The sequence below is a fragment of the Streptomyces sp. NPDC046881 genome (genome assembly GCF_040645015.1).
Classification (GTDB): Bacteria; Actinomycetota; Actinomycetes; order Streptomycetales; family Streptomycetaceae; genus Streptomyces.
This window is the reverse complement of sequence record NZ_JBEYXJ010000101.1, coordinates 1-22,605: the sequence shown is the minus strand read 5'-3', so window position 1 is coordinate 22,605 and position 22,605 is coordinate 1. Positions and strand designations below refer to the sequence as shown.

18 protein-coding genes are annotated in these 22,605 nt (G+C 74.4%); 8 read left to right on the top strand and 10 right to left on the bottom strand.

Annotation, left to right across the window (positions count from 1 at the left end; translation table 11 throughout):
- Positions 1-23: 23 nt before the first annotated feature.
- Entirely contained in the window at positions 24-1,259 is a 1,236-nt protein-coding gene (locus ABZ923_RS32900) for an epoxide hydrolase family protein (protein WP_361479163.1), read from the top strand.
- 2 nt (positions 1,260-1,261) lie between these two features.
- Here the strand turns inward: ABZ923_RS32900 and ABZ923_RS32895 are convergent, their stop codons facing one another.
- The 3 genes from ABZ923_RS32895 to ABZ923_RS32885 form a co-directional block, all read right to left on the bottom strand.
- Positions 1,262-2,236, bottom strand: a complete 975-nt coding sequence (locus ABZ923_RS32895) for a peptidase (RefSeq protein WP_361479161.1) — start codon at positions 2,234-2,236, stop codon at positions 1,262-1,264.
- Between the two features lie 145 nt (positions 2,237-2,381).
- A complete protein-coding gene (locus ABZ923_RS32890) occupies positions 2,382-3,278 on the bottom strand; it encodes an endonuclease/exonuclease/phosphatase family protein (RefSeq protein ID WP_361479158.1) in 897 nt (298 codons plus the stop codon).
- Positions 3,279-3,321: 43 nt separating this feature from the next.
- Entirely contained in the window at positions 3,322-4,647 is a 1,326-nt protein-coding gene (locus ABZ923_RS32885; RefSeq protein ID WP_361479155.1) for a CHAT domain-containing protein, read from the bottom strand.
- 466 nt (positions 4,648-5,113) lie between these two features.
- On the opposite strand from ABZ923_RS32885, the gene ABZ923_RS32880 reads away from it, so the two are divergent.
- From ABZ923_RS32880 to ABZ923_RS32865, 4 genes are all read left to right on the top strand, one after another.
- Positions 5,114-6,457, top strand: a complete 1,344-nt coding sequence (locus ABZ923_RS32880) for a hypothetical protein (RefSeq protein WP_361479152.1) — start codon at positions 5,114-5,116, stop codon at positions 6,455-6,457.
- A gap of 705 nt (positions 6,458-7,162) precedes the next feature.
- A complete protein-coding gene (locus ABZ923_RS32875; protein WP_361479149.1) occupies positions 7,163-7,426 on the top strand; it encodes a hypothetical protein in 264 nt (87 codons plus the stop codon).
- Between the two features lie 31 nt (positions 7,427-7,457).
- Positions 7,458-7,940 carry an ATP-binding protein gene (locus tag ABZ923_RS32870; RefSeq protein WP_361479189.1) on the top strand — a complete coding sequence of 161 codons (483 nt, stop codon included), beginning with the start codon at positions 7,458-7,460 and terminating at the stop codon, positions 7,938-7,940.
- Between the two features lie 139 nt (positions 7,941-8,079).
- On the top strand, positions 8,080-10,152 hold the full coding sequence (locus tag ABZ923_RS32865) for a SpoIIE family protein phosphatase (protein WP_361479146.1): 2,073 nt from the start codon (positions 8,080-8,082) through the stop codon (positions 10,150-10,152).
- A gap of 13 nt (positions 10,153-10,165) precedes the next feature.
- Here ABZ923_RS32865 and ABZ923_RS32860 read toward each other — a convergent pair whose 3' ends face one another.
- On the bottom strand, positions 10,166-10,618 hold the full coding sequence (locus tag ABZ923_RS32860) for a YbhB/YbcL family Raf kinase inhibitor-like protein (RefSeq protein ID WP_361479143.1): 453 nt from the start codon (positions 10,616-10,618) through the stop codon (positions 10,166-10,168).
- A gap of 251 nt (positions 10,619-10,869) precedes the next feature.
- Positions 10,870-11,889 (bottom strand): sigma-70 family RNA polymerase sigma factor, encoded by a 1,020-nt coding sequence (locus tag ABZ923_RS32855; protein WP_361479140.1) that lies wholly within the window; start codon positions 11,887-11,889, stop codon positions 10,870-10,872.
- A 296-nt stretch (positions 11,890-12,185) separates the two neighbouring features.
- Between ABZ923_RS32855 and ABZ923_RS32850 the strand changes: the two genes are divergently transcribed.
- Complete coding sequence (locus ABZ923_RS32850) at positions 12,186-12,638, top strand: NUDIX domain-containing protein (RefSeq protein ID WP_361479137.1); 453 nt, start codon at positions 12,186-12,188, stop codon at positions 12,636-12,638.
- 31 nt (positions 12,639-12,669) lie between these two features.
- On the opposite strand, the gene ABZ923_RS32845 is transcribed toward ABZ923_RS32850, so the two are convergent.
- Complete coding sequence (locus tag ABZ923_RS32845) at positions 12,670-13,569, bottom strand: hypothetical protein (protein ID WP_361479134.1); 900 nt, start codon at positions 13,567-13,569, stop codon at positions 12,670-12,672.
- Between the two features lie 246 nt (positions 13,570-13,815).
- Entirely contained in the window at positions 13,816-14,079 is a 264-nt protein-coding gene (locus ABZ923_RS32840) for a hypothetical protein (RefSeq protein ID WP_361479131.1), read from the bottom strand.
- A gap of 245 nt (positions 14,080-14,324) precedes the next feature.
- Here ABZ923_RS32840 and ABZ923_RS32835 point away from each other — a divergent pair, with 245 nt between their 5' ends.
- Positions 14,325-18,704, top strand: a complete 4,380-nt coding sequence (locus ABZ923_RS32835; protein ID WP_361479128.1) for a hypothetical protein — start codon at positions 14,325-14,327, stop codon at positions 18,702-18,704.
- 30 nt (positions 18,705-18,734) lie between these two features.
- Here ABZ923_RS32835 and ABZ923_RS32830 read toward each other — a convergent pair whose 3' ends face one another.
- From ABZ923_RS32830 to ABZ923_RS32820, 3 genes are read right to left on the bottom strand one after another with little or no spacing between them, the layout of a single operon-like run.
- Positions 18,735-19,718: a threo-3-hydroxy-L-aspartate ammonia-lyase gene (locus ABZ923_RS32830; RefSeq protein ID WP_361479125.1), complete on the bottom strand. Its 984-nt coding sequence runs from the start codon at positions 19,716-19,718 to the stop codon at positions 18,735-18,737.
- 47 nt (positions 19,719-19,765) lie between these two features.
- Positions 19,766-20,935, bottom strand: a complete 1,170-nt coding sequence (locus ABZ923_RS32825; protein ID WP_361479122.1) for a DSD1 family PLP-dependent enzyme — start codon at positions 20,933-20,935, stop codon at positions 19,766-19,768.
- A gap of 14 nt (positions 20,936-20,949) precedes the next feature.
- A complete protein-coding gene (locus tag ABZ923_RS32820; RefSeq protein ID WP_361479119.1) occupies positions 20,950-21,597 on the bottom strand; it encodes a PAS domain-containing protein in 648 nt (215 codons plus the stop codon).
- Between the two features lie 199 nt (positions 21,598-21,796).
- Between ABZ923_RS32820 and ABZ923_RS32815 the strand changes: the two genes are divergently transcribed.
- Positions 21,797-22,576 carry an alpha/beta fold hydrolase gene (locus ABZ923_RS32815; RefSeq protein WP_361479116.1) on the top strand — a complete coding sequence of 260 codons (780 nt, stop codon included), beginning with the start codon at positions 21,797-21,799 and terminating at the stop codon, positions 22,574-22,576.
- The last annotated feature ends 29 nt before the right edge of the window (positions 22,577-22,605 follow it).

The following is a 22,605-nucleotide window of genomic DNA, read 5'->3' as shown; positions in this document are numbered from 1 at the left end:
CCCTGCCCGGAAGGAACCAGGTCATGACCACCCCGCACGCCTTCCCCCTGGAACCCGCCCCGATCCACGTGGCCGACGAGGTCCTCGACGACCTGCGTGCCCGTCTCGCACTGACCCGTCCGCCGCTGGACGAGGGGAACGAGGACTGGTCCTACGGCGTCCCGGCCGGCTGTCTCGGTGAGCTGGTCGCCTACTGGCGGGACGGCTACGACTGGCGCAAGGCCGAGGCGGCCATCAACGTCCACGAGCACTACCAGGTGAGCGTCGCCGGTGTCCCGGTGCACTTCATGCGCAAGCCCGGCCGCGGCCCCCGCCCGATCCCGTTGATCCTCACCCACGGCTGGCCGTGGACGTTCTGGCACTGGTCGAAGGTGATCGGCCCGCTCGCCGACCCGGCCGCGTACGGCGGCGACCCCGCCGACGCCTTCGACGTCATCGTGCCGTCCCTGCCCGGCTTCGGTTTCCCCGGCCCGCTCACCGGCTTCCCGGACGTCAACTTCTGGAAGGTGGCCGACCTCTGGCACACCCTGATGACCGAGACCCTGGGCTACGGGAAGTACGCCGCCGGGGGTTGTGACATCGGCGGGATCGTCACCAGCCAGCTCGGCCACAAGTACGCCGACGAGCTGTACGGCATCCACATCGGCTCCGGGCTGCCGCTCGACTTCTTCACCGGCCCCCGCGCCTGGGACTTCGCCCGGAACCGGCCCCTCACCGACGACCAGCCCGCCGACGTCCGCGCCCGCATCATCGAGCTGGACCACCGCTGGGCGGCCCACCTCGCCGTGCACATGCTGGACGGGGCCACCCTGGCCCACGGGCTGAGCGACTCACCCGCCGGACTGCTCGCGTGGCTGCTGGAGCGCTGGAACGCCTGGAGCGACAACGGCGGCGACCTCGAATCCGTCTTCACCAGGGACGACCTGCTGACCCACGCCACGATCTACTGGGTCAACAACTCCATCGCCACGTCGATGCGTTACTACGCCAACGCCAACCGCTACCCCTGGGTCCCCGCCCACGACCGCACCCCGGTCGTGCAGGCCCCGACCGGCCTCACCTTCGTCACGTACGAGAACCCGCCCGGCGTCCACACCGCCGCCGAGCGGGTCCGGGCGTTCGAGACCGGCCCGCAGGCCGACTGGTTCCACCACGTCAACGTCAACGCCCACGACCACGGCGGCCACTTCATCCCCTGGGAGAATCCCGACGCCTGGGTGAGCGACCTGCGCCGCACCTTCCACGGCCGCAGGCCCTGAACTCAGGAGGCCTGGGCCTTGTCGTACAGGGCCTTGACCGCGTCACCGAAGTACGGGCCGAACATCCGGTTGGGCAGGAACGTGTAGCCGAAGCTGTTCACGGAGGCCTGCAGACCGGTGCCCGACGCCTCGTCGAAGCCGGTGAACCAGGGGCCGCCGCTGGAGCCGCCCGTCATGTTGCACCCGAGGCCGTGGTCCTGCGAGAAGAGGAAGTCCTTCGAGCTGTTGCCGCTGCAGTAGACGAGCTTGGTGCCGTCGTACGGTGACGCGGCGGGGAAACCGAAGGAGTACATCGGCTTGTTGTAGCCGCCGTTGAACCGGACGCCCTGCGCGCCGACGACCGAGGTGAGGGTCCTGCCGTTCAGGGGGGTGACGACCGCGGCTCCGACGTCGTAGTTGATGTCCTCGCTCGCTTCCCACTGCGGGGTCGTGAGCGTCCTGGCCGCGGTCCACTGGCCGTACGGCGCGTTGCCGTTGTCGTAGCCCGGCACGAAGACCCAGTTGGTGTGCCAGCTGCCCTGGTACTTCACGCAGTGCCCGGCCGTGAGGACGGTGCCGCCGTTCTGACTGGTCACGGCGTCGCCGCTGCAGGAGGCGGTGCGCCCCTGGAAGGTGAAGAACACCCGCCCCGAGGTGGCGGCGACGGCGCCGCCGCCGGTCCAGGGTCCGCCGGCCTGCGGGAAGGAGGCCGGTGCGGGGCGGGTGGGGGCGACGGTGACCGGACGTCCCTCGTGCCGCGGCGACGTGGGTTTCGCGGCGGACCGCTCGGTCAGCAGCAGATCGAGGGGGGTGGCGCTGCGCATGCGCTCGGCGGTCCAGAAGGTGCGGGCCCTGTGCTGTGCGGTGGCCGAGGCGGTGTGGGCCGCGGCCGACGGCCCGGCGGGTACGGCGTCGGCGGCTCCGGCCTGGACGAGACCGCCCGCGAACAGCGTTCCGGCGGCCAACGAAATGCCCACGGCGGTGCGATGGCGTCTCACGCAGGTCTCCTTCTGCCGTGCCCGGGCCGGTCGGGCCCGGGCAGGGTGGGCGAACGAAGAACGGTGCGGAAGGACGTGCGTGAGGCAGGGTGCCACGACAGCCGTGAATTGTCAGGAGCACGTAAAGGAGTTTTCGCCGGTGCGGTCAGCGGATCCGGCGGCGCAGCAGGAGGTCGGCGACCACCGGACGGTGGTCGGAGGCCGTCGTGGCCGACTCGTACGCGCCGGTCACGGTCACGTCCGGGGAGACGGTCACGAGGTCGATCCGCCTGACCGGGTCGACCGCCGGGTAGGTCTTGCCGCCGTCCGGATCCGCGTCGGCCAACGGCCCCCACAGCCCGGCCAGTTCGGGAGCGCCCGGCTCGGCGTTGAAGTCGCCCAGGAGGATCTTCGGGCCGCGGTCCTCGGCCAGGACCGCCAGCATGTCGCCGACCTGGGCCCGCCGGACCGAGGGGTCCGTACGGTAGTCCAGGTGGGTCGCGTACACGTGCACGCGGACGCCCCGGACCCCGATCGCCACCTCGGCGAAGCCCGGCGCGGGGGCCGGCACCGGATCGGGCGTCTGCGTGGACAGCCGGGTGATCTCGTGGTTCCAGGCGCCGCGCACCGGATAGCGGCTCAGCACCGCGACGCCGTACTGCCGCCGCTGCCCGCCCGGCGTGGCCGGAGGGAGGTCGTAGATGGGCGCGAAGAAGACCCGCATGCCCAGCCGGCCGGCCAACTCCCGGGCCTCGTCGGTGAAGTTGCTCCGGGCACCCCAGTGCACGTCGACCTCCTCCAGGCCCACCACGTCGGCGTCCAGGTCCCGGATCGCCGCCGCCGTGCGGTCGAGGTCGAAGACGTTGTCCTGTCCGGCTCCGGCATGGATGTTGTACGTGGCCACGCGCAACGGCACGCGCGCGGCGTCCCGTCCGGTGCCGCCCGTCCGGTCCGCCGCGGTGGCGCTCGGCGCCGCCACGCCGAGAGCGGCGGCGACGGCGAGCACGGCGGCGACGGCGGCGGCCGGTGCGCGGTGAACGGGGCGTCGGGGCTTGCGGTCCACTGCATCCTCCAGCGGTGATCCTGTGTGGGTTCGGGGCGAGCGTTCACCCGTGGCGCTGTCCGGGGCCCGTCCCCCGGCCCGCGGGCGCCGGGTTGCCCTGGTGGGTGAAGGCGGCCCAGTGGTGGACGTGGTGCAGATCGCGGCGGGCCGCCTCGTGCCGGAGCGGGTCGTCCAGCGGGAACGGGAGACTGCGGTCGGGGTCGAGCATCCACAACTGCGCCGCGCGCAGGGCGTCGGGCGGGGCCAGCCCGTCGGCCGTGAGGTGGTGGTGGAAGACGGCCATCAGCACGGCGGTCGGACCGTCCCGCACCGCCCACCGCGACCCCACGACATCCGCGGCACCGCTCGTGACCAGCGCGGTCGCCAGGGTCAGCGCCTCGTCGTGGTCGCGGGTGCTCAGGTCGCTCTCGCAGGCGCTCAGCACCACCAGCGGACCGGCGCTGTCCGGCGGGACGTCGGCGGCGGCGTCCAGGATGCCGGCCACGGTGAGCCGGCCGGTGTCCCCGTCCGCGCCGGGAGCGCCGGCCAGCCGCAGCGCGGAGTCCGTGGGCCGCGGCGCGGCCCGGGCGTGACAGGCCAGGTGGACCACGGACGCCGGTGACGCGCCGCCGGGCAGCACCGCGAGCAGTTCCTCCGGTGTGCCCGCGGCGTCCGGTTCGTCGTCGGTGCCGAGGAACTCGCCGTAGCGCAGCGCCCCGGGATAGCACGCCGCCCGCAGCGCCTCCGCCTCCACCTCGGCCCAGGGGAGGGTCAGTTCGGGGTCCGCGACGAGCACCTGCCGCCCGTCGGTGGGGGACATCCGGCGCCGGCCGGCCGCGGCGAGGAACTGGGTGCCGGAGGGGGCGTAGCTGATGACGGCGCCCTCGCAGGCGTACCGGTGGCCCTGCCCGCCGGCGCTCCCGGTCCGGGCGGCGTGCCACGGTACGTCGCCGAGCCGGCCGCAGGGCACCAGGACGATCCGCGGCGGCCGGTCCGGGGGCCACTGCGCGGACGGTTGCGGGCTCACCGCCGACAGCACCGGCCCCATCACCGCGGGCCAGGCCCAGTCGCACAGCTCCCGCAGCACGACCTGCCAGTGGCCGTCGGAGGCGGCCTTCCACGTCACGTGCACGCGCGGATCGGCGAGCACCCGCGAGCGACGGGCCGCGGCGTCGAGGTACCGCTCCAGCGGTTCGCTGCCGGGCCGGATCAGTTCCGGCAGCGGCAGCATGGCGGGTGCGGCACCGGGCCGCAGGATCAGCGCGTGGCCGGGGAACGAACCCTGGGGCAGGGGCGCGCCGGGCACCAGATAGACCAACGCGTCGGTGCCCGAGGCGGCCAGGCCCTCGGTGAGCGCGGCCACGTCCGCCGTACCAACCACCTGCCGCACACCCCGACCCCGCCCGGCCCGCGCACGCACCCCCAACACGGCGAGCGCCTCCCGTCGCAGGGCACTGGGGATCGGGGGGCTGTCGGCTGGGCGGAGTGGTGATGCGGGGGGTGGCGGGCTGGCGGTTGGTGGGACCGGCGAATGGGCGGCTGGCTGGAGGGGTGATCCGTGGGTCGGTGGGCTGTCGGCTGGCCGGACCGGCGGTCTGGGGGGCGGTGGGCTGGCGGCTGGGCGGAGTGGTGATGCGGGGGTTGGCCGACTGGCAGCTGGTGGGACCGGCGCATTGGCGGTCGGCTCGACCGGTGATCCGTGGGTCGGTGGGCTGCCGGCCGGCTGGAGCGGGGCGTTGCCGGGATGCGGGCGTGGTGGGCCGGCGGGGACGTGGGCCCGCCACCGCCGGGCCAGCCAGGGATGGCCTGCCGCGTCGAGGAGTTGGGGGATTGCCGCGGGACGCGACGGCGGCCTGGTGCACCAGACCACGCCCCTTCTCAAGATCGGCCACCGCGTCGGCCGGCAGACGCAGGATGAGGGCGGCCCACGCCAGCCGCTCCGCCAGGAGGTCACCGTTGAGGGCGGCGGACAGGCCGTGGTCGGCCCCGGTCTGGAGCAGGACGTCGCCGGCCAGCTCGTCCAGTGCCTCGCGGGTGACGTCCAGGAACGCCTGCTCGTCCGCGCGGGCGTCCGGCCCCCGCCGGGTGGCGGCACGCATCATGTGGGCCTCGGCCAGCTTCGTCAGGACGTCCACCCGGCGGTGTTCCCCCCTGCCCTCGGCCAGCAGCGTGCGGGCACGGGTCAGCTGGGCGATGGCGCCGTCCAGCAGCACCGGATGGTTCAGGCCGCGCTTGACGGAGAGGAACAGCCGCAGGCCGAGCATGGCGCGCCGGTCGTACTCCTGCTGCTGGTACGCCGCCGGTGCCTGCAGTTCACGCTGCACCTGCTCGATCGTGCGCCCGAGGTCCGCCAGCTCGGCGGCGACGTCCAGCGCCTCGGGTGCCCCGGTGCGGGAGGCCTGCCGCCCGTCCGCGCAGAGCTTCTCCAACTCCTGCAGCCGCCGCGCCAGCTCGCCGCGCCAGGTGCTGTCCGCGGGCAGCGCGCTGTGCCGGGCACGCAGTTCCTCGATCAGCGGCGGCAGTGCCTCGTGGTCACCGGTGCGCTGCGCGTGGCTCAGTTCGAGGTCCGCCGTGGACAGGAGGAGCTCCAGGGTGAACGGCGCGTCGAGCGGCAGCGAGCCGTCGCGGCGCAGTCGCGCGCCCAGCTCCCGCAGGGTGGCCAGGGAGCTGTCCGCGTCGTCGAAGCTGCCGCCGTGCAGGGCGGCCTGCTCCAGGATCTCGGCCAGGTCCACGCGCAGGGCCACGACCCACCAGGAGTCCGGCGGGCTTCCGTCGATCGCCTCCCTGAGCAGTGCGGCCGCGTCGTCCAAGTAGCCGGTGTCACCGGTCCGGTAGGCCAGCAGCCGTTCGACGCGGGCCGCGTGGCGCCGCTCGTACACGCCGGTCTCGCGCGCGAAGTCCCGGACGGCGCCGTCGAGGTGGGCGGCCAGGCCGGGCTCCAGGGTGAGGCCCAGCGGCCAGTCGTCCAGCCGGTTGCGGCTGTCGTCGGCCGGATCCGGCGCCGGCCGCTCCGTCAGGCCGAAGTCGGCCGATCCGTTCTCCAGGAGCTCCAGCGTGACCAGCAGGTGGGCGTGGAGCCGGGCGACCCGGCCCCGTTCCGGCGCCTCCGGCGCAAGCGCGTGCAGCGCCTGCAGCACCAGGCCGGCGGCGCGGCGTACGCCGTCGGCCCCGGCCGCGCTGCCGGCGGCGGCCCGGCGTAACAGTGCCGTGGCCTGCGCGTCCTGCTCCAGCACCGTGTGGTGGGCGCCGCGGGCCGGAGACTCAAGCGCCGCGCCCAGCCAGACCAGGATGCGGGTGAACTGCGCCGTGCTGCGGGCGCCGGCCAGCGCCACCAGGCCGCGGACGGCGTCGACCAGTGCCTCCCCGGGGTCGTCGGGGCCGGCGCCGTACTGCGCGGACGCGGCCGCTTCCGTGTCCGTGTCCGTCACCACGGCCTCGGTGGCCGGCGCCTCCGCATCGGCCGGCGGGTCCGCCGGGTCCGGACCGGAGGACAGCATCCGCTCGATGACCTGTCGGACGTTCGCGGTCTGCTGCCGGAACTTCGGGTCGAGCGGGGCCGCGGCGATCCGGCCGACGATCTCCCTGGCCTCTTCGAGATCCCGGCGTAGCGACTCGGTCAGCAGCTCGTCCGTCCGGCCCGCGGTGAGCAGCGCGTCCCGCAGCACGGTGGTGGTGCCGTCGGCGCGGGGCACGGCCCAGGGCACGAGCAGGAAGACCAGGACCACCCGGGCCTCCACGGCCAGCCGGTCGGCCGCCGGCGCGTAGCGATCCGTCCACCGCAGGCGCCGCAGCGCTTCCGCCCGGTCCGTGGCATCGGAGTCGGACGACGCGTGCTCCCGCCTGCTGTGGCAGCGCATGCCCAGCACGAGACCCCGGACGACGAAGGCGAGGCAGAAGTTCTCCCCGTGCTCCGCCAACGCGGCCTCGACGCGGCCCAGCCGGTCGAGCACCGGGGCCCACGCCTCCTCCAGCTCCTTCCCGGGGGCGAGGTGGCACAGCCGGTACGCGTCGTCGAGTGCTCCGGCCAGCTCCCGCTGCCGCTCCGCCGCCCCGGCGCCGTCCTCGCCCCGCCGTACCTCGCCGCCCATCGGCTCCCCCGCCGTGCGCCCGCCTCGTTCCCGCATCATGCCCGGCACGGGGGCTGGTCCACCACCGATCGGACGGGGTAGGGATCAGGTGCTCAGGCACAGGGCGGTGGCGATGGACGAGGGTGCCCGGAGCGGGGAACCGCCCTCCGGCCGGGCCGGGCTCGTCCTGGCGTCGGCCGCGTACGAGGGGAGCCCCGCCGACATCGCCGAGGCCCGTGACCTGGCGCGTGACTTCCTGACGCGGGCCCGGGCCCATCACGGCGTGCCGGTGTCGGACCGGGCGAGGGACGTGGTCCGGCTGGTGGTCAGCGAGCTGGTGACGAACGCCTGCAAGCACGCGCCGGGGCCCTGCCTGGGCGATCTGGAGCTCTCCGGCGGCAGCGTCCGGATCACCGTCCGGGACAGCACGCCGGCGCTCCCGGTGGCCCGGGCCGCAGATCCGGGCCGGGTGGGGCAGTACGGCCAGGAGATCGTGATGGCCGTGTGCCGGGGCTTCGAGGTGCACCGGGAACCGGTCGGCAAACGGACGACCGCCTCGGTGGTGCCGGCGGACGACCCCGGAGGTGACGTGGCCGGCCGCGCTCCGGTGCCGTGACGGGCGGCCCCGTCCCGCTCGTGCCGGTCGCCGCGAGGCACGTCGACTCGAACGCGGTGACTATGTAGAAGGTAGGAAGCAGGCAGGCGGCAAGGCGCGACGCGGCGCGCTCCCACCGAGTGGGAGAGGAGCACGGGGCATGGGCAGGACGGACACCTCGCGACCCGGCCGGGGCCGCCCCCTGGCGGGTGCCGGCACGTCGCCCACCGGTCTGCTCGATCTGCTGAGCGTGGCCGCGGTGGTGCTGGACACGAGCGGGCGCGTGGTGTTCTGGAGCCCTCAGGCGGTCGAGCTGTTCGGCTACACCGCGGAGGAGGCGCTGGGCCAGTTCGCGGCGCAGCTGCTGATCCACGAGGAGCACCGGGACGAAGTGATCGCGCTGTTCGCCGAGGTCATGGAGTCCGGCACCGACTGGGCCGGCGCCTTTCCGGTCCGGCACAAGAACGGCGGCACCCGGCTGGTCGAGTTCCGCAACATGCGCCTGCTCGACGACCTCGGCGACACCTACGCCCTGGGGCTGGCCGTGGACCAGGCGATGCTGGCCCAGGTCGAGCGGGGCGTCGCCCTGTCGGCACGCCTGGTCACCCAGTCCCCGATCGGCCTGGCCATCCTGGACACCGACCTGCGCTACCTGAACGTCAACCCGGCGCTGGAACGGATCCACGGCATCTCGGCCGCCGACCACCGCGGCCGGCGGGTCCGCGACGTCCTGACCTTCCTGGACGGCGAGGCCATCGAGTGCCGGCTGCGCCGGGTCCTGGAGACCGGGGAACCGGTGACCGACCGGTACGTCGTCGGCCGTCCCGTCTCCGATCCGCAGCGCGATCACGCCTGGTCGGTGTCGTACCACCGGCTGGAGGACGCCGCCGGCCGGGTGCTCGGGGTGGCCACGTCCGTCATCGACATCACGGAGCGCCACGAGGCCACCATCGCCGCGACACGGGCCCGGAACCGGCTGGCCATGATCGCCTCCGCCTCCGCCTCCATCGGTACGACCCTCGACGTCGAGCAGACGGCGCACGAGCTGGTCCGTGTCGTCGTACCCGACCTCGCCGACGTCGCCTCCGTCCACGTCCTCGACAGTCTCCTGCGCGGACGCACCCCGTCGGTCGCCGGGTCCGCCCGCTTCCGCGTCCTCGCCGTCGCCGCGGCCCGGGCCACCGAGGCCACCGCCGTCGCCGACCCGCCCGGAGAACTGGCCCGCTACGACAGCGACCGGCTGCTCACCTGCTGTGTGCGCACCCGCCGGCCGGTCATGGTGGCCGAGGCCACCGGCGAGGACCTGCGGCGCATCGCCCGCACCGACGAGGCCGCCTCCCTGCTGGAGCGGGCGGGGGTGCACTCCTACCTCGCGGTGCCGCTCCTGGCCCGCGGCGAGGTCCTGGGGGCCCTCAGCCTCATCCGCACCGGCACGCCCGCCGCCTTCGACGAGGACGACACGCTCCTCGCCTGCGAGCTGGCCGGCCGGGCCGCGACCTGCATCGACAACGCCCGCTGGTACCAGAGCGTGCGCAACACCGCCCTCACCCTCCAGCGCCGGCTGCTGCCGCAGCTGCCGTCCCGGCTGCCCGGCCTGACGATCGCCTGCCGCTATCTGCCGGCCGGAGCCGTCAGCGAGATCGGCGGTGACTGGTTCGACGCCATGCACCTGCCCGGCGACAAGACCGCTCTGGTCGTCGGGGACGTGATGGGCAGCGGCATCAACGCCGCCGCCAGCATGGGGCAGCTGCGCAGCGCCACCCGCGCGTTCGCCGAGCTGGACCTCGACCCCGCGGAGGTGCTCCGGCACCTCGACCGCCTGACCGAGGACGTCGAGCACACCATCGCCACCTGCGCCTACTGCCGGTACGACCCCGAGCGCGGCGAGTGCCGCATCAGCCTCGCCGGCCACCTGCCCCCGGCCCTGCTGCGGTCCGGGCGGCCCGCAGAGCTGCTCGACCTGCCCTCCGGAGTGCCGCTGGGGGTCGGCGGGACGGCGTTCGAGACGACGGTCTTCCCCTTCCGCCCCGGTGATCAACTCGCTCTCTACACCGATGGCCTGGTGGAGACCCGCAGCGACCCGATCGACGCCCGCCTCGGCACCCTCCTGGAGGCCCTGACGGCGACGGCCGCCCAGGACCTGGGGAAGACGTGCGACCGGGTGCTGGAAACGCTCCGGCCGCCCGGCGGCGACGACGACGTCGCCCTCCTCGTGGCCCGGGCCGAGCCCTGACGGGCCCTTCGTGTCAGCGCCGGTACAGCCCGACGACGGTGCCGCTGGCCAGCTGCCGCCGGTCGAGCACGGCGTGGGCCTCCTCCGCGCTCGTCCGGTCCGGGAGCGAGACCGGTGCGGGGAGGGCGTACAGCCGGAAGACGTACCGGTGCGGGTCGTCGCCGACCGGGGGCTGCGGTCCGCCCCAGCCCCGCTCCCCGAACCCGTTGCGGTGCGCCTGGCCGCCCGGCGGCGTCTCGCCCGCGTCCAGGCCCCCGGCCCGCGGGTCGATGCCGGTGACGAGCCAGTGCAGGAAGGTCCCGGACGGCGCGTCCGGGTCCTCGCACAGCAGGACCAGCTCCGCCGCGTCCTCCGGGACGCCGGACCAGGTGAGCGGCGGGGAGACGTTGTCCGCGTCATGAGCGTGGCGGCGCGGGATCATGCTGTGATCGCTGAACGCGGCACTGCTGAGTTCCATACCGGACATGCTCCCGGAGTACCCGACGCGGACCGCGGCAACACGACCCGCGACGCGGACGGGAGCGTACGACCCGAAGCGGCCGCGGCACACGGCACCCGAAGCGGGCCGCGGCGCACAACATCCGACACGAGCCGGGGCGTACGGCATCCGGACACGGGCCGCGGCGCACGGCACCGGACGCGGGCCGGGGCGTGCGGCACCCGACACGGCCCGGGGCACGCGACCGGACCGCGGCCGTGCCCGCCGTGGGCCGTCCGTCAGCCGGCCCACTCCAGCAGGCGTTCCCCGGTCTCGGGCGCCCGCAGCCGGCGGAGCGACTCCCGCTCCAGCTGGCGGACGCGTTCCCGGGTCAGCCCCACCTGGTCGGCCACCTGCTGCAAGGTGCGCGGCTGCCCGTCGTGCAGCCCGTAGCGCAGACTGAGGATCATGGCCTCGCGGGGCGCCAGCAGGCCCAGCGCGTCCCTCAGGTCCTCGGCGAGCGCCCGGTACTCGGCCACCTCGGGAGCCTGCAGCACGTCGGCGGCGGGAATGAGATCGCCGACGACGGTCTCCCCGGTGTCGTCCACAGGCGTGTCGAGGCTGAGGGTCTGCCGCCCGACCCGGCGTAGCCAGACCACCCGGCCCTCGTCGAATCCGCTCTCCTGTGCGGCCTCCTCGACCGTCGGCTCGCGGCCGAGGCGCAGCTGCAGCCGCCGTTCGGCCTTCGCGAGCTTCTGCAGCTCCTCCACGACGTGCAGGGGCAGCCGCACGGTACGCGCGTGCTGGGCCAGCCCCCGTTCGATCGCCTGGCGGATCCACCAGGTGGCGTACGTGGAGAACTTGAAGCCCTTGGTGTGGTCGAACTTTTCCACCGCGCGGATCAGCCCGAGGTTGCCCTCCTGGATCACGTCCAGCAGGGGCACCCCCCGGTGCGCGTGCCGCTTGGCGATCGACACCACCAGCCGCAGATTGGCCCGGATCATGTGGTCCTTGGCGTGCCAGCCGTCCCGGACGGCCGCCTCCAGTTCCCGGCGCCGCCGGGGCGCCGGGCTCCGTTCGTCGGCCTCGGCCTCCTCCAGTTCCCCGGCGGCCTGCACCCCGGCCTCGATGCGCCGGGCCAGCTGCACCTCCTCCTCGGCGGTGAGCAGCGGGGTCGCGGCGATCTGGGCCAGATACTGGCCCAGCAGATCAGGGTCTTCGCCGGTCTCCGGGACCCGGCTGCGCGGGCGCGCGGCGCGGGCGGCGGCTCGGCGGCTTTCTCGGGGATCCGCCACGGCGGATCGTGCCCGGGCAGGCATGGTTCCGGTCCTCCGATTCCTGTCGATCTGCTGTCGATCGCTTCGGCTTGTGTCTCCGGAAAGGCCCGGGTACCCGGCCCCGAGGGCACGACACCGGGGGCAGGCGGTGCGCGGCCGCCTGCCCACGGCCCCGGTGCCGGCCCCGGTCCCGGTCCACCGGAGGCCCGGGACGGGCGGAGGAATTCCTCCCGGGACGCGCTCCTCCCCGGATACGGTTCCAACCGGAGGACGCGGGTGCGTCGGCGCGGCCCGGGCGTCGGGCCCCGCGGGACGCGGACGACCCTGAAGGGGGCAGCATGTCGGGGACCGTGCCGCACGTGATCGGGGTCCACCTGTACCTGGAGGACGAGGAGGGCCGGGTCCTGCTCGGGCTGCGGCATCCGGACTCCGCCTACGCGGGACGGACCTGGCACTTCCTCGCCGGGCACTGCGAGCGGGAGCCGGCCCTCGGCTGCCTGGTCCGGGAGGCCCGCGAGGAGGCGGGGCTCGTCGTCGACCCGGCCGACGCGGAGTACGTGCACGCCGTACACGTCGTCGACGGCCCTGGCTCGGCGCCGCGCATGCAGCTGGTGTTCCGGGTCCGCCGCTGGCAGGGCACCCCGGAGGTGCGCGAGCCCGACAAGTGCCTCGCCTGGGGGTGGTGGCGACCGGACGCCCTGCCGGAACCGGTCGTGCCCTACACCCGGGCCGCCGTCGACGGCATCCGCGCCGGGCGGTTGTACACGGAGATGGGCTGGGGAAGCGGTTGACCACGCCCTGATCGCCGAGCGGCCCGGCCGGTCAGTACGGGTGGGAGCTGAGCCGCTCGATGGCCTCCAGGACGCCCTTGCGCTGGGCATGCGTGCGCTCGTAACCCTGGAGGACCTGCAGCTCGGACTCGGACAGCGTGGGCAGGCGCCGCTCGATCTCCTCCACGCTCAGCTGGCTGAAGCCGACGATGGGCAGGCTCTCCTCACTGCTCACCGCTCCTTGCACCTGCTCGGCCGCGGCGGTCACCTCGGTCCTCTCGCCCGCCGGCTGCTCGGCTACCCCGGGCTGCTGCCCGGGGCGTACCGCGTGGCGCAGCCGGTCGGCGACGGCCAGCAGCGGGCGGGCGGCCCGGTGGGCGAGGCCGCCGTTCGCCGTCTGTTCCACGCGGAAGCCGTCGCCGGCGGCGGCCACGGCCCGGGCCTGCCGGGCGAGGCTGTCCTCCAGCTGGTCCAGCAGCTCCCGGTCGTGGTGGCGGATCTCCACGAACAGGTCGAGGGTGACGCGGTCCTGGGCCTGGTCGGCGAGGACCTCGCCGGCCTGCGTGGTGGCGAGGGCCCGGGCCGCTGCGGCGTACTCGTCCTCGGTGTTCTTCAGCAGTTGCCGCTCGTCGGCCGGGCCCCGGCCGCGCATCACGCCCGTCACGGCCTTCTGCCCGAGGGCCAGCGGGAGCGTGGCCGTCTTCACGGTGGTGCGGGCGGCGAAGCGCGCCATGTCGGTCACGCCGCCGAGCAGGCCGCGGGGCCGCAGGCCGCTGAGGTGGAGTTCGATGCTGTGCAACTGGTCCTGCATGTCGTCGGCCTGGCGTTGCAGCATCTGCCGGTGGGGACCGGGCGGTGCGGCCTCCGCATCCGCCCGCAGCCGGTCGCGCGCTGCGGCGTGGGCATGGTGGGCGTCCTCGAGTGCCGGTATCAAGGCCTGCGTCATCGCCATGGGGGGCTGCTCCCTGCGGGGGTCGGGCGGCGTTCAGCCGCGCGGGAGTACGGCCGCCCGGCCGGCCGTACTCCTGCGGCCGGGCAACCGCGCTCATCCTGCGCGATCCGCGCCAAGATCACCCGCCGGGGGCGTGCCCGCGCCCGGGCGGGAACGGTGCCGGCGCCCGGCCTTCTCCGCGCCGGCGCGGGCACGGGGACGCTTCAGGCGGTTGGACCGTCCGGGTGAGGCGCAGCGGCGCAGGGGTCAGTTCCCGCGCCGCAGACGGGCGTACCAGGCCTGGACGCGGGCCCGGACCAGGGTGGCGAGGACGAGCACGGTGAGCCGGACACCCTTGTCCAGCAGCAGGTCCGTCACCAGCCTGGCGACGGGGTGCGCCGACAGCTCGGCAAGGGCCGCGGCGTGGTCCGGCAGCCGGGGCGACGGGGACGGCGACGCGCCGCCCTCGGCGATGAGCCGGCGGAGCGCCTCGGCGCACGCGGAGAGAACGGATCGGAACGGACGGAACATGAGTACCTCACCAGGTGTCGATCGGCGAGGCGTGGCCACACCCCGGTGGAAGCCGGCGTGCGTCCGATGCTGCTGAGGGCGCGGCGAGGGCCGAAGCGATCCGGGGTGAGCTTCTTCGGAGGAGTAAAACCCGCTGGTCAGGGCGGGGAGGACCGAATCGGATCGAGGTCCTTCGCACACGCGGTGGCGCCGTACGGCGGTTGCGCTGCTCTACCCTGGCGTTCCGTCTCGCAGGGGGGTTCTCGATGGCATCGGGGAACACACGGCGCACACCACGCCCGGCCGGCCGGGACAGCGGGCCCGGCACGGCGCCCGGCGTCGTGGCGGCACGGCTGTTGAAGCAGTTGATCGACCATCAGCTGCAGCTGTTGCGCGACAAGGGGCGACTGGACGAGCAGCAGGCGGCGGACGCCCTGCGGGAACTGATCCGCCGACAGCTCGGGAAGGACCGCGAGGACCGGGAGCGCAAGGGCCTGCCCCGGCTGCTCGGCCGCATGACGGTCGTCCACCCCGTGACGTTCCAGCGGCTGCGCGCGGAACTCGCACGGCCGGGCGCGGAACTGGGCAGCGACCGGCAGGCACTGGTCGAAGCCGTGGCCCACCTGTGCGCCGAACCGCCCTTCCAGGGCCTCATCTCGGGTTCGCTGGCCGGTGAACTGAAGAAGGCCGGGAGACTGTTGCCGGCGTCCCGCACCTCGGGGGGCGGCGGCTGGACGGGCAGGGAGGAACTGGAGGCGGCCAGCTCGGCGGCGCTGGGAGCGGCCGACCGGCTCGATGACGAAGCCGACGTCAGCCTGAGCCAGGTCTACATCACCCGGGGCTGCGAGGAGCGCCTCGCCGGGAGACTGCTCACGGGCCTCGCCCGAGCGCGCCGGGCGCCCCGCGTGGAAGTCGTGCTGGGCGAGCCCGGCACCGGCAAGACGAGCCTGCTGTGGAACCTCACCACCCGGCTCGCCGGCCGTCGTTCCCTCCCGGGTCCCCGGGACGCCGACCACGGCGGGACCCCGGACGGCGGAACGCGGGACGGCGAATCCCGTGTGCGCTGTCGGCCGTTGCTGCTGCGCGCCGACGACCTGCTGCTGCCCCGCGAGACGACGGACCTGCTGACCCTCTTCGAAGGACTGCTGCACCAGCCGAAGTACAGCGCCTCGGTGATCGTCCTCCTCGACAGCGCGGACGTGCTGCTGGGCGACGACCACGGGCGGGCCGTCTGCCGCGAACTGGTCGACTGCTGCGCGGAGTACGGGGTGCCGCTGGTGATCTCCTGCCGCACCCGCGACCAGGACCTCCTGTACGACGTCCTCGGCACCACCCCGTCCGCCGTCCAGGAGCTGGGCGACTTCCGTTTCGGCGGGGAGGCCGAGCACGCCGTCGACGCCTACTGCGCACACTACTACCGCGGTCAGGCGGCGGCCCGCCGCCGCGAGGCGTACGACGCGGTCATCGGCGCCGCCGTCCGCGGTCTGCCGATGCGGGAGGTCGTGGCCCGGCCGCTGACCCTGCGGATGCTGTTCGAGGTGTACGCGCCGCAGGTGCCCACCACGGAGATCGACGCCGCGGGCCTGTACGACGCCTACTGGAAGAAACGCGTCGTCGGCGACGGGCGCCACGGCAGCGCCGGCACCCTCGACGCGGACGATCTGACACCGGCGGCCGAGGGCGTGGCGAGGATCATGCTCCGGGACGGCGGCGTCGCCGTGGCCGCGGCGCACGCCCTGCGGCTGCTCGGCGCCGCGGCCCCGCGTCAGCTGCCGGTCACCGCGCCCGCCGCCCTGACGGCCCTGCACCGCCGCAACGTCCTGACCGGCAGCGGCGGTCACGACGGTGCGAGCACCCGCTTCTTCCACCAGACGCTGTACGAGTACGCGGCCGGCCGCTGCCTGGTGTCCCTGGTGAACACCGGTCAGCAGCCGGAGATCTTCGAACAGCTCGGCCGGCGGCTGGAGGCCACCCCGGACGACTTCCTGCGCTCGGTGATCGCGGAACAGGCGATCGTGCAGGGCGTCCGGGACGAGGGAGCGGCCCGCCCGGCGGCCGCCGACCTCATCAAGCGGCTCGTCACCAGCGACAACCACTACCTTCAGATCATCGCGCTGCGGGCCTACGCCCTGCTGCCCTCCGTACCGCACGCGGTCAAGGCGATGGTGCACCGGTTCCTGCCCGGGGCACCGCTCACGCTCGTCACCACCATGATGGAGCTGCTGCCCACCCGCCGTCACACCGACGCCCGGCGCGTCACCGAGGACCTCTTCACCATCCTCCAGGACCGTCCGCAGGCCCGGCGCAAGGCACTTGACCTGCTGTGCCGGTTCGCGGGCATGGACGGGAAGGACGACGGCAAGGGAGCGGCCACGGCGGTCAGGGACCTGCTGCGCGACCTGTGCGCCCGCCCCCACGCGTGCGTCGACCGCGCACCCGGCGCGGAAGGGGCCCGGGGCTGCCCCGCGCACACCTGCCTGTGGTCCTGGCTGCTGGGCCTGCCCCTGCAGGAGGCCACCAGCCACGGCAACCACGCCGTACGCCTCGTCACGGCGATGGCCCCGGCCGAGCCGGACTGGGCCGCCGCACGCATGGCCGAGCTGCTCGACCTCGCCGAGCAGCACCGTTCCGCACGCTGGCTGTGGCAGTGCATCCCGCCCATCAGCGCCCACCGGCACCTCGGCGGCTGGGGTCGGCTCATCGAACGTTCCGCCGTGCTGGCGGAGCGGCTCGGCAATCCGGACCGGATCCGCCGGCAGAACCGCCCCGCGGCGTTCGTCCGCAAGGCCGGCCCCGCCCTCGGCACCGCGCCCGCGGGTCCCGGCCGGGACACCGTCGCCGAGGGCTTCGAGAGCGAGGAGCGCGAGCAGCAGGAGGCCCACGTCCTGCTCGCCGTGCACTGGGCCGCGACCCTCGACGACGCGCCGCCCACCGCCGTGTTCGACCAACTCGTGGACGTCGGCGGCGTCTTCACCGGCCCGCAGATGCGGATCCGGGCGCGCGTCGCCGCGCTCGGCGCGCGCCTGCGCACCGCCGAGAGCGGCGTGCCCGAGTTCCTGGACCACGCCGTGGCCCGCTGCGGAGACAGCGACCAGATCGACGACGTCGCGGAGACCCTGCTGCCCGCGCTGCTCCGCTCGCCGGACGACGAGCCCGGGACCCGCTCCGCTCGGGACTGGTGCGCGCGGCAGCTGAAGGAGATGAGCGGGCGGGCGCCGGGCACGCGTCCGCACCGCGCGGCCCGTTTCGCCGCCAGCGGCCTGCACCCGCTGCCCGTCGCCGAGATCCGACAGATCGTCAAGGGCGCCTGGGACGGCGGCGCGGGCTGGCAACAGGCCCGCCTGGAACGCGTGTTCCTCGTGCGCGACAGCGCCACCCGCCTCCTCGCGCCGATGGCGGCCACCGACACCACCGGCCGCGGACGGGAGTCGAAGGCCCTACGACGATGGAGGGCCCTGGAGCAGGAGCGGACCCGGCAGCTGTCCCTCGGCACCAACCACTGGCCGTCCTACGGCGACGGCGCAACCTGGGACAAGCCGGACCGCAACGCGATCAACACCATCCTGCACACCTCCCTGCGCGACCACGCCCCGGCCCACCCCGACCTCGTGGCGCACGCCCTGGCCGGGAAGACCGCACTGGCCGACATCCCCTGGCTGTCCGAGCTGGTCAACCAGGCCGCCGACCATCCCCACGTCGACATCGCCCACACCCTGCTGATGCGCCACGGCCCCGAGCTGGCCGAGTGGTGCGAACGGCTGTGGACCGGGCAGCAGGCCTTCCCCGACGACAAGACCAGGAAGGCCGCGCTCCGGCTGTGGGGTGACCTGGTCTGGATGCGCGCTGCCGAGCGGCCCTCCCTCACCGCACAGGCCGACCTGCTGACCGAGTACCTCAACCCGACGCAGTGGCGGTCCGGCCTGGAGATCCTGGCCCGGTGGAACGCCCACGGCGTCAGCGAACTCGCCGGCCCCGCGGGCGAGGAGGGCTGGGACAAGCTGGACGCCGCGCTGGCCGCGATCGCCCAGCTCCCCGCCGGCCACCCCCAGGCCGGCCGCGCACCGACCGCCGCCGCGCTGCGCTTCCACTGCCTGTGCCGCTTCGCACCCATCGGCGAGCCGGCCGCACGCGCGCACACGATCGAGATGGCCACCGAGGCCGTCCGCGCCGCCGACACGACGACCCTGATCTCCACGACCGGCTTCCTCGTGGAGCGCCTGTGCCCGGTGGACCCCTCGGCCGCGGTCACCCTGACCACCCAGGTCGCCGCCAGGACCGCGCAGCAGGGCGGGCACGAGGGCCATCACGTCAAGAGCATGGTGCACCGCTGGCCGCACCCCCTCAGACACCTGGTCCGCGCCACCGGCTACGCCGACCTCGAACGGCTCGTCCGCGGACTGTCCGGGGGCCCGGCGCGGATGCTGCTGAACGTCCTCGACCTGGCGGTGGCGCTGCGCCGCCACGACCCCGTGCGCGACGACGCGCTCCGGTGGCTCGCGGACAGCCCCTACCTCGCCCAGGCGACCATGCAGCTCCGCGACTCGGCCGTACGGCACCGCCGGACCCCGCTGACCGACTCCGCCTGGCCCGAGGCCCTGCCCGGCGCCGACGGCCCGGAGCACGCGGACGGCACCCCCGGCCGGTGAGGTCCGGCCGCACCGACCGCTACACCGGCCTCACCCTTGGTCCGGGCGCTGCGTGAGCGCGGTGAAGCGGTCGACGTCGATGTTGCCACCGGACGCGATGACCCCGATCCGCCGCGGCGGCTTGTCGACGCGTCCGGCCAGCAGGGCGGCCAGGGGGGTGGCCCCGCTGGGCTCCAGGACGATCTTCAGCCGCTCGAAGGCGAAGCGCATCGCGGTGACGATCTCGTCGTCGCTGACGAGGGCGATCGAGTCCACCAGGCGCTGGTTGACGGGGAAGGTGATCTCCCCGGGCGTGGGCAGGGCCTGGCCGTCGGCGATGGTGCGGGGGACCGGGATGGTGACGCGCGCCCCGGCCTCCAGGGAGCGCCTGGTGTCGTCGCCGGCCTCCGGTTCGACACCGATCACGCGGATCCCCGGGTGCAGTGCCGTCGCGGCGGTGGCGCTGCCGGCGATGAGCCCGCCGCCGCCCACGGGCACCAGGAGGGCGTCCAACGGGCCGGTCTCCTCCAGGAGTTCCAGTGCCGCGGTGCCCTGGCCGGCGATGACGTGGGGATGGTCGTAGGGCGGGATCAGCGCCAGGCCGCGGTCCTCGGCCAGGGCGTGGCCGAGCGCGGTGCGGTCCTGGGCGTAGCGGTCGTAGGTGACGATCTCCGCCCCGTACCCGGCGGTCGCCTCCCGCTTGGAGCGCGGGGCGTCCTCGGGCATCAGGATGACGGCGGTGGTGCCCAGTTCACGGGCGGCGAGCGCGGTGGCCTGGGCGTGGTTGCCGGAGGAGTAGGCCGCGATGCCCTTCGCCAGCTGGTCCGGGGGGAGCTGGGCGGCGGCGTTGTAGGCGCCGCGGAACTTGAAGGCCCCGATCCGCTGGAAGTTCTCGGCCTTGATGAACACCTCCGCTCCGACGAGGGAGTTCAGGGTGCGGGAGGTCAGGACCGGGGTGCGGTGGGCGATGCCGTCGAGGCGGGCGGCGGCCTCGCGGACGTCGGCGAACGAAACGGGCAGGGGTGCGGCGGCCATGGGAGTCCTCGCTGTGTCCTTGGCAGGGGAATGAGGCGGAAGGGGGGTCACCAGCCGGTGACGCGCGGCCAGTACGCCTCGACCGCCGGCGCGGGCGCTGCCGTGCCCCGGCTGCCGTCGACGACGTGGTAGCCGTGGTGCTGGGCGGCGGTGGCGCAGGCGTGGTTGGGCAGGACGCGCAGGCGGGTGCCGATGGGCAGTTCGGGCAGGGCGGCGCCGTTGCGGGCGGCGAGGGTGCCGTGCTCCTGGCTGGCGGCGGTCATGACCAGGTCCGGGATCAGGGTGCCGTTCAGGTCGGCGACCAGGCCGTAGCCCTGGTCCTGCGGCTGGGCGGCGGTGCCGCGGTCGCGGGACATGGCCATCCAGCCGCCGTCGGTGACGATCCAGCCGTACTCGGGGCGGTGGCCGATGACGGTCACCACGACCGACAGGGCGAGGTCGGCCAGGTCGCACACGCCGAGGCCGGCCATCACCAGGTCGAAGAAGACGTAGTTGCCGGCGCGGAGTTCGGTGACTCCGGTGAGATCGTCGGTGGCGTGGGCGGTCGGGGTGGAGCCCACGCTGACCGTGGACACGGGCAGGCCGGCCGCGCGGAGCCGCTCCGCGGCGGCGACCGCGGCGTCCCGTTCGTTCCGCGCCGCCTCGCGGCGCTCCTCGGCGGTGTGGCAGAAGTACGACTCGCCCGCGTGGGTCAGGACGCCGTCCAGGCAGCCCGCGTCGTGCAGGACGCGGGCGATCCCGGGGAGCCCCGGGGCGTCGGGCCGGAGACCGCCGCGGTGGCCGTCGCAGTCGATCTCGATCAGCGCGGGAAGGGCGACACCGGCCTCCCGGGCGGCCGCGGTGACGAACGCCGCCTGCTCGGTGCTGTCCAGCAGGACGCGCAGCGTGACGCCGCGCCGCACCAGGGCGACCACCCGCGGGAGTTTGTGCGGTTCGATGCCGACGGCGTAGGTGATGTCGTGGTGCCCGGCGTCGGCGAACGCCTCGGCCTCGGCGAGGGTGGAGACGGTGACGGGGCCGGGGCCGCCGTCGTGCAGGAGGGCGGCCGCGTCGAGGCTTTTGGCCGTCTTCACGTGCGGGCGCAGCACGACCCCGAGGCGGTCCGCCCTGGCCCGCAGCCGGGCGATGTTGCGGCGGGCCCGGTGCACGTCGACGACGGCGAACGGGGTGTCGGGGCCGGCCAGCGTCCGGGCGGTGGGGGAGGCGGCGGTGGACATGGACGAGTGCCCCTTCACTTCGCGTAGTTGTAGACCGTGGCCCGGGACACGCCGAGCAGGTCCGCGATGGTCTGCGCGGCGTCGCGCGAGTCGAAGTAGCCGTCGCGCTGCAACTGCCGTACGAGCGCCTTCTTGTCCTCCCGGCTGAGTGAGCGGGGGGTGGCGGCGCGCTCGGCGGCGCGGACCTCGACCGCCCGGCGCAGCTCGCGCGCGGTGCGGTCCCGCAGGGTCTCCAGCGGCTGGTCGCGGTGGTCGGTGTCCGTGGCGACGAGGTTGGACAGGGCGAGGGTCACCGGGGACAGGACGGACACGTCGAGGTTCAGGCACAGGGCCGCCACGTACTCCCCGGCGGCGTTCTTGATGCCGATGGACGTGGACTTCGCCGGGCGGCCGTCGGGGAACCGGTTGGGATAGTTCTGGATGACGCTGGGGTACTGCGGATCGGCGATGCGGGCCAGGCCCAACTCGGTGGCGGGGTCGCCCACCTGACGACCCGACAGGTTGTTTTCGATCGCGCGGATCGCGTGGTCCGGGTCCCGCAGGTCGTGCAGCACCACCTCGCACAGGCCGGGGAACATGCGGCCCAGCGCCACGGCGATCTTCTCGGCCTCCCGGATGAGGTGCTCGTCCGCGCCGTCCCCGCCCCTGCCGACGTCGTCCACGCCACCCTCCGTCGCCGCTTTCGACTTGCCGTCCAGCTTTGGATTTTGAGTCTAAACAGGGGGATGGGGGGAGTCAACCGACAGTCACGGGACACGCGGTGCTCACCGGCCCGGCCCCGGTCGGCCGTCGCCGTCAACTACCGTCTGGAGCAAGACTCTTCCGCACACGCGTCCAGAGACATGCCACCAAGGGGGACACATGGCCGACCGGTCCAGCGCAGCGCACCGCTTGTGGCTGCGCAGCTTCCACCAGCCGACACCCGGTGCGCCGCGGCTGCTCTGCCTGCCGCACGCCGGCGGCTCCGCGAGCTTCTACTTCCCCTTCTCCAAGGCGCTGTCACCCGCGGTGGACGTGCTCGCGGTGCAGTACCCCGGCCGCCAGGACCGCCTGGAGGAACCCCCGGTGGACTCCGTCCGGGACCTCGCGCAGGGCGTGTTCCGCGCCCTGGACGAGCGGGACGACACGCCCCTCGCCCTGTTCGGGCACAGCATGGGCGCCATGGTCGGCTTCGAGCTGGCCCGGCTGCTGGAGGACGCCGGCCGGCCGCCCGCGGTGTTCTTCGTCTCCGGCCGCCGGGGCCCGTCCGTCGAGCGGGTCGAGAACGTCCACCAGGGCGACGACGCACGGCTGATCGAGGAGGTCGTCAAGCTCGACGGCACCCACGCGGCCGTGCTGCAGGACGAGGAGCTGCTGCGGATGGTCCTGCCCGCGCTGCGCGCCGACTACCGCGCGGTGGAGACGTACCGGCGCACCCCCGGGCCGCGCCTGGGCTGCCCCCTCGTCGCGCTGACGGGCGACGCCGACCCCCGGGTGACCCCCGAGGAGGCCCGGTCCTGGTCCCAGGAGACCGACGGCCCCTTCGAGCTCCACGTGTACCCGGGAGGCCACTTCTACCTGACGGCGCAGCAGCAGGCCGTACTGTCCCGGATCGAGGCCACGCTGCGGCGGTTCGGTCCCGGCGCCGGAGCGGCGGCCTGATCCCCGGTCATCCCGGCGGGCCCGCGCCG

What these genes read in the sequence shown, in the direction of transcription:
- ABZ923_RS32845 (WP_361479134.1), bottom strand. Translation starts at nt 13,569, where the DNA reads ATGGCGATGACGCAGGCCTTGATACCGGCACTCGAGGACGCCCACCAT.
- ABZ923_RS32865 (WP_361479146.1), top strand. Translation starts at nt 8,080, where the DNA reads ATGGGCAGGACGGACACCTCGCGACCCGGCCGGGGCCGCCCCCTGGCG.
- ABZ923_RS32830 (WP_361479125.1), bottom strand. Translation starts at nt 19,718, where the DNA reads ATGGCCGCCGCACCCCTGCCCGTTTCGTTCGCCGACGTCCGCGAGGCC.
- ABZ923_RS32835 (WP_361479128.1), top strand. Translation starts at nt 14,325, where the DNA reads ATGGCATCGGGGAACACACGGCGCACACCACGCCCGGCCGGCCGGGAC.
- ABZ923_RS32825 (WP_361479122.1), bottom strand. Translation starts at nt 20,935, where the DNA reads ATGTCCACCGCCGCCTCCCCCACCGCCCGGACGCTGGCCGGCCCCGAC.
- ABZ923_RS32870 (WP_361479189.1), top strand. Translation starts at nt 7,458, where the DNA reads ATGGACGAGGGTGCCCGGAGCGGGGAACCGCCCTCCGGCCGGGCCGGG.
- ABZ923_RS32855 (WP_361479140.1), bottom strand. Translation starts at nt 11,889, where the DNA reads ATGCCTGCCCGGGCACGATCCGCCGTGGCGGATCCCCGAGAAAGCCGC.
- ABZ923_RS32850 (WP_361479137.1), top strand. Translation starts at nt 12,186, where the DNA reads ATGTCGGGGACCGTGCCGCACGTGATCGGGGTCCACCTGTACCTGGAG.
- ABZ923_RS32815 (WP_361479116.1), top strand. Translation starts at nt 21,797, where the DNA reads ATGGCCGACCGGTCCAGCGCAGCGCACCGCTTGTGGCTGCGCAGCTTC.
- ABZ923_RS32840 (WP_361479131.1), bottom strand. Translation starts at nt 14,079, where the DNA reads ATGTTCCGTCCGTTCCGATCCGTTCTCTCCGCGTGCGCCGAGGCGCTC.
- ABZ923_RS32860 (WP_361479143.1), bottom strand. Translation starts at nt 10,618, where the DNA reads ATGTCCGGTATGGAACTCAGCAGTGCCGCGTTCAGCGATCACAGCATG.
- ABZ923_RS32900 (WP_361479163.1), top strand. Translation starts at nt 24, where the DNA reads ATGACCACCCCGCACGCCTTCCCCCTGGAACCCGCCCCGATCCACGTG.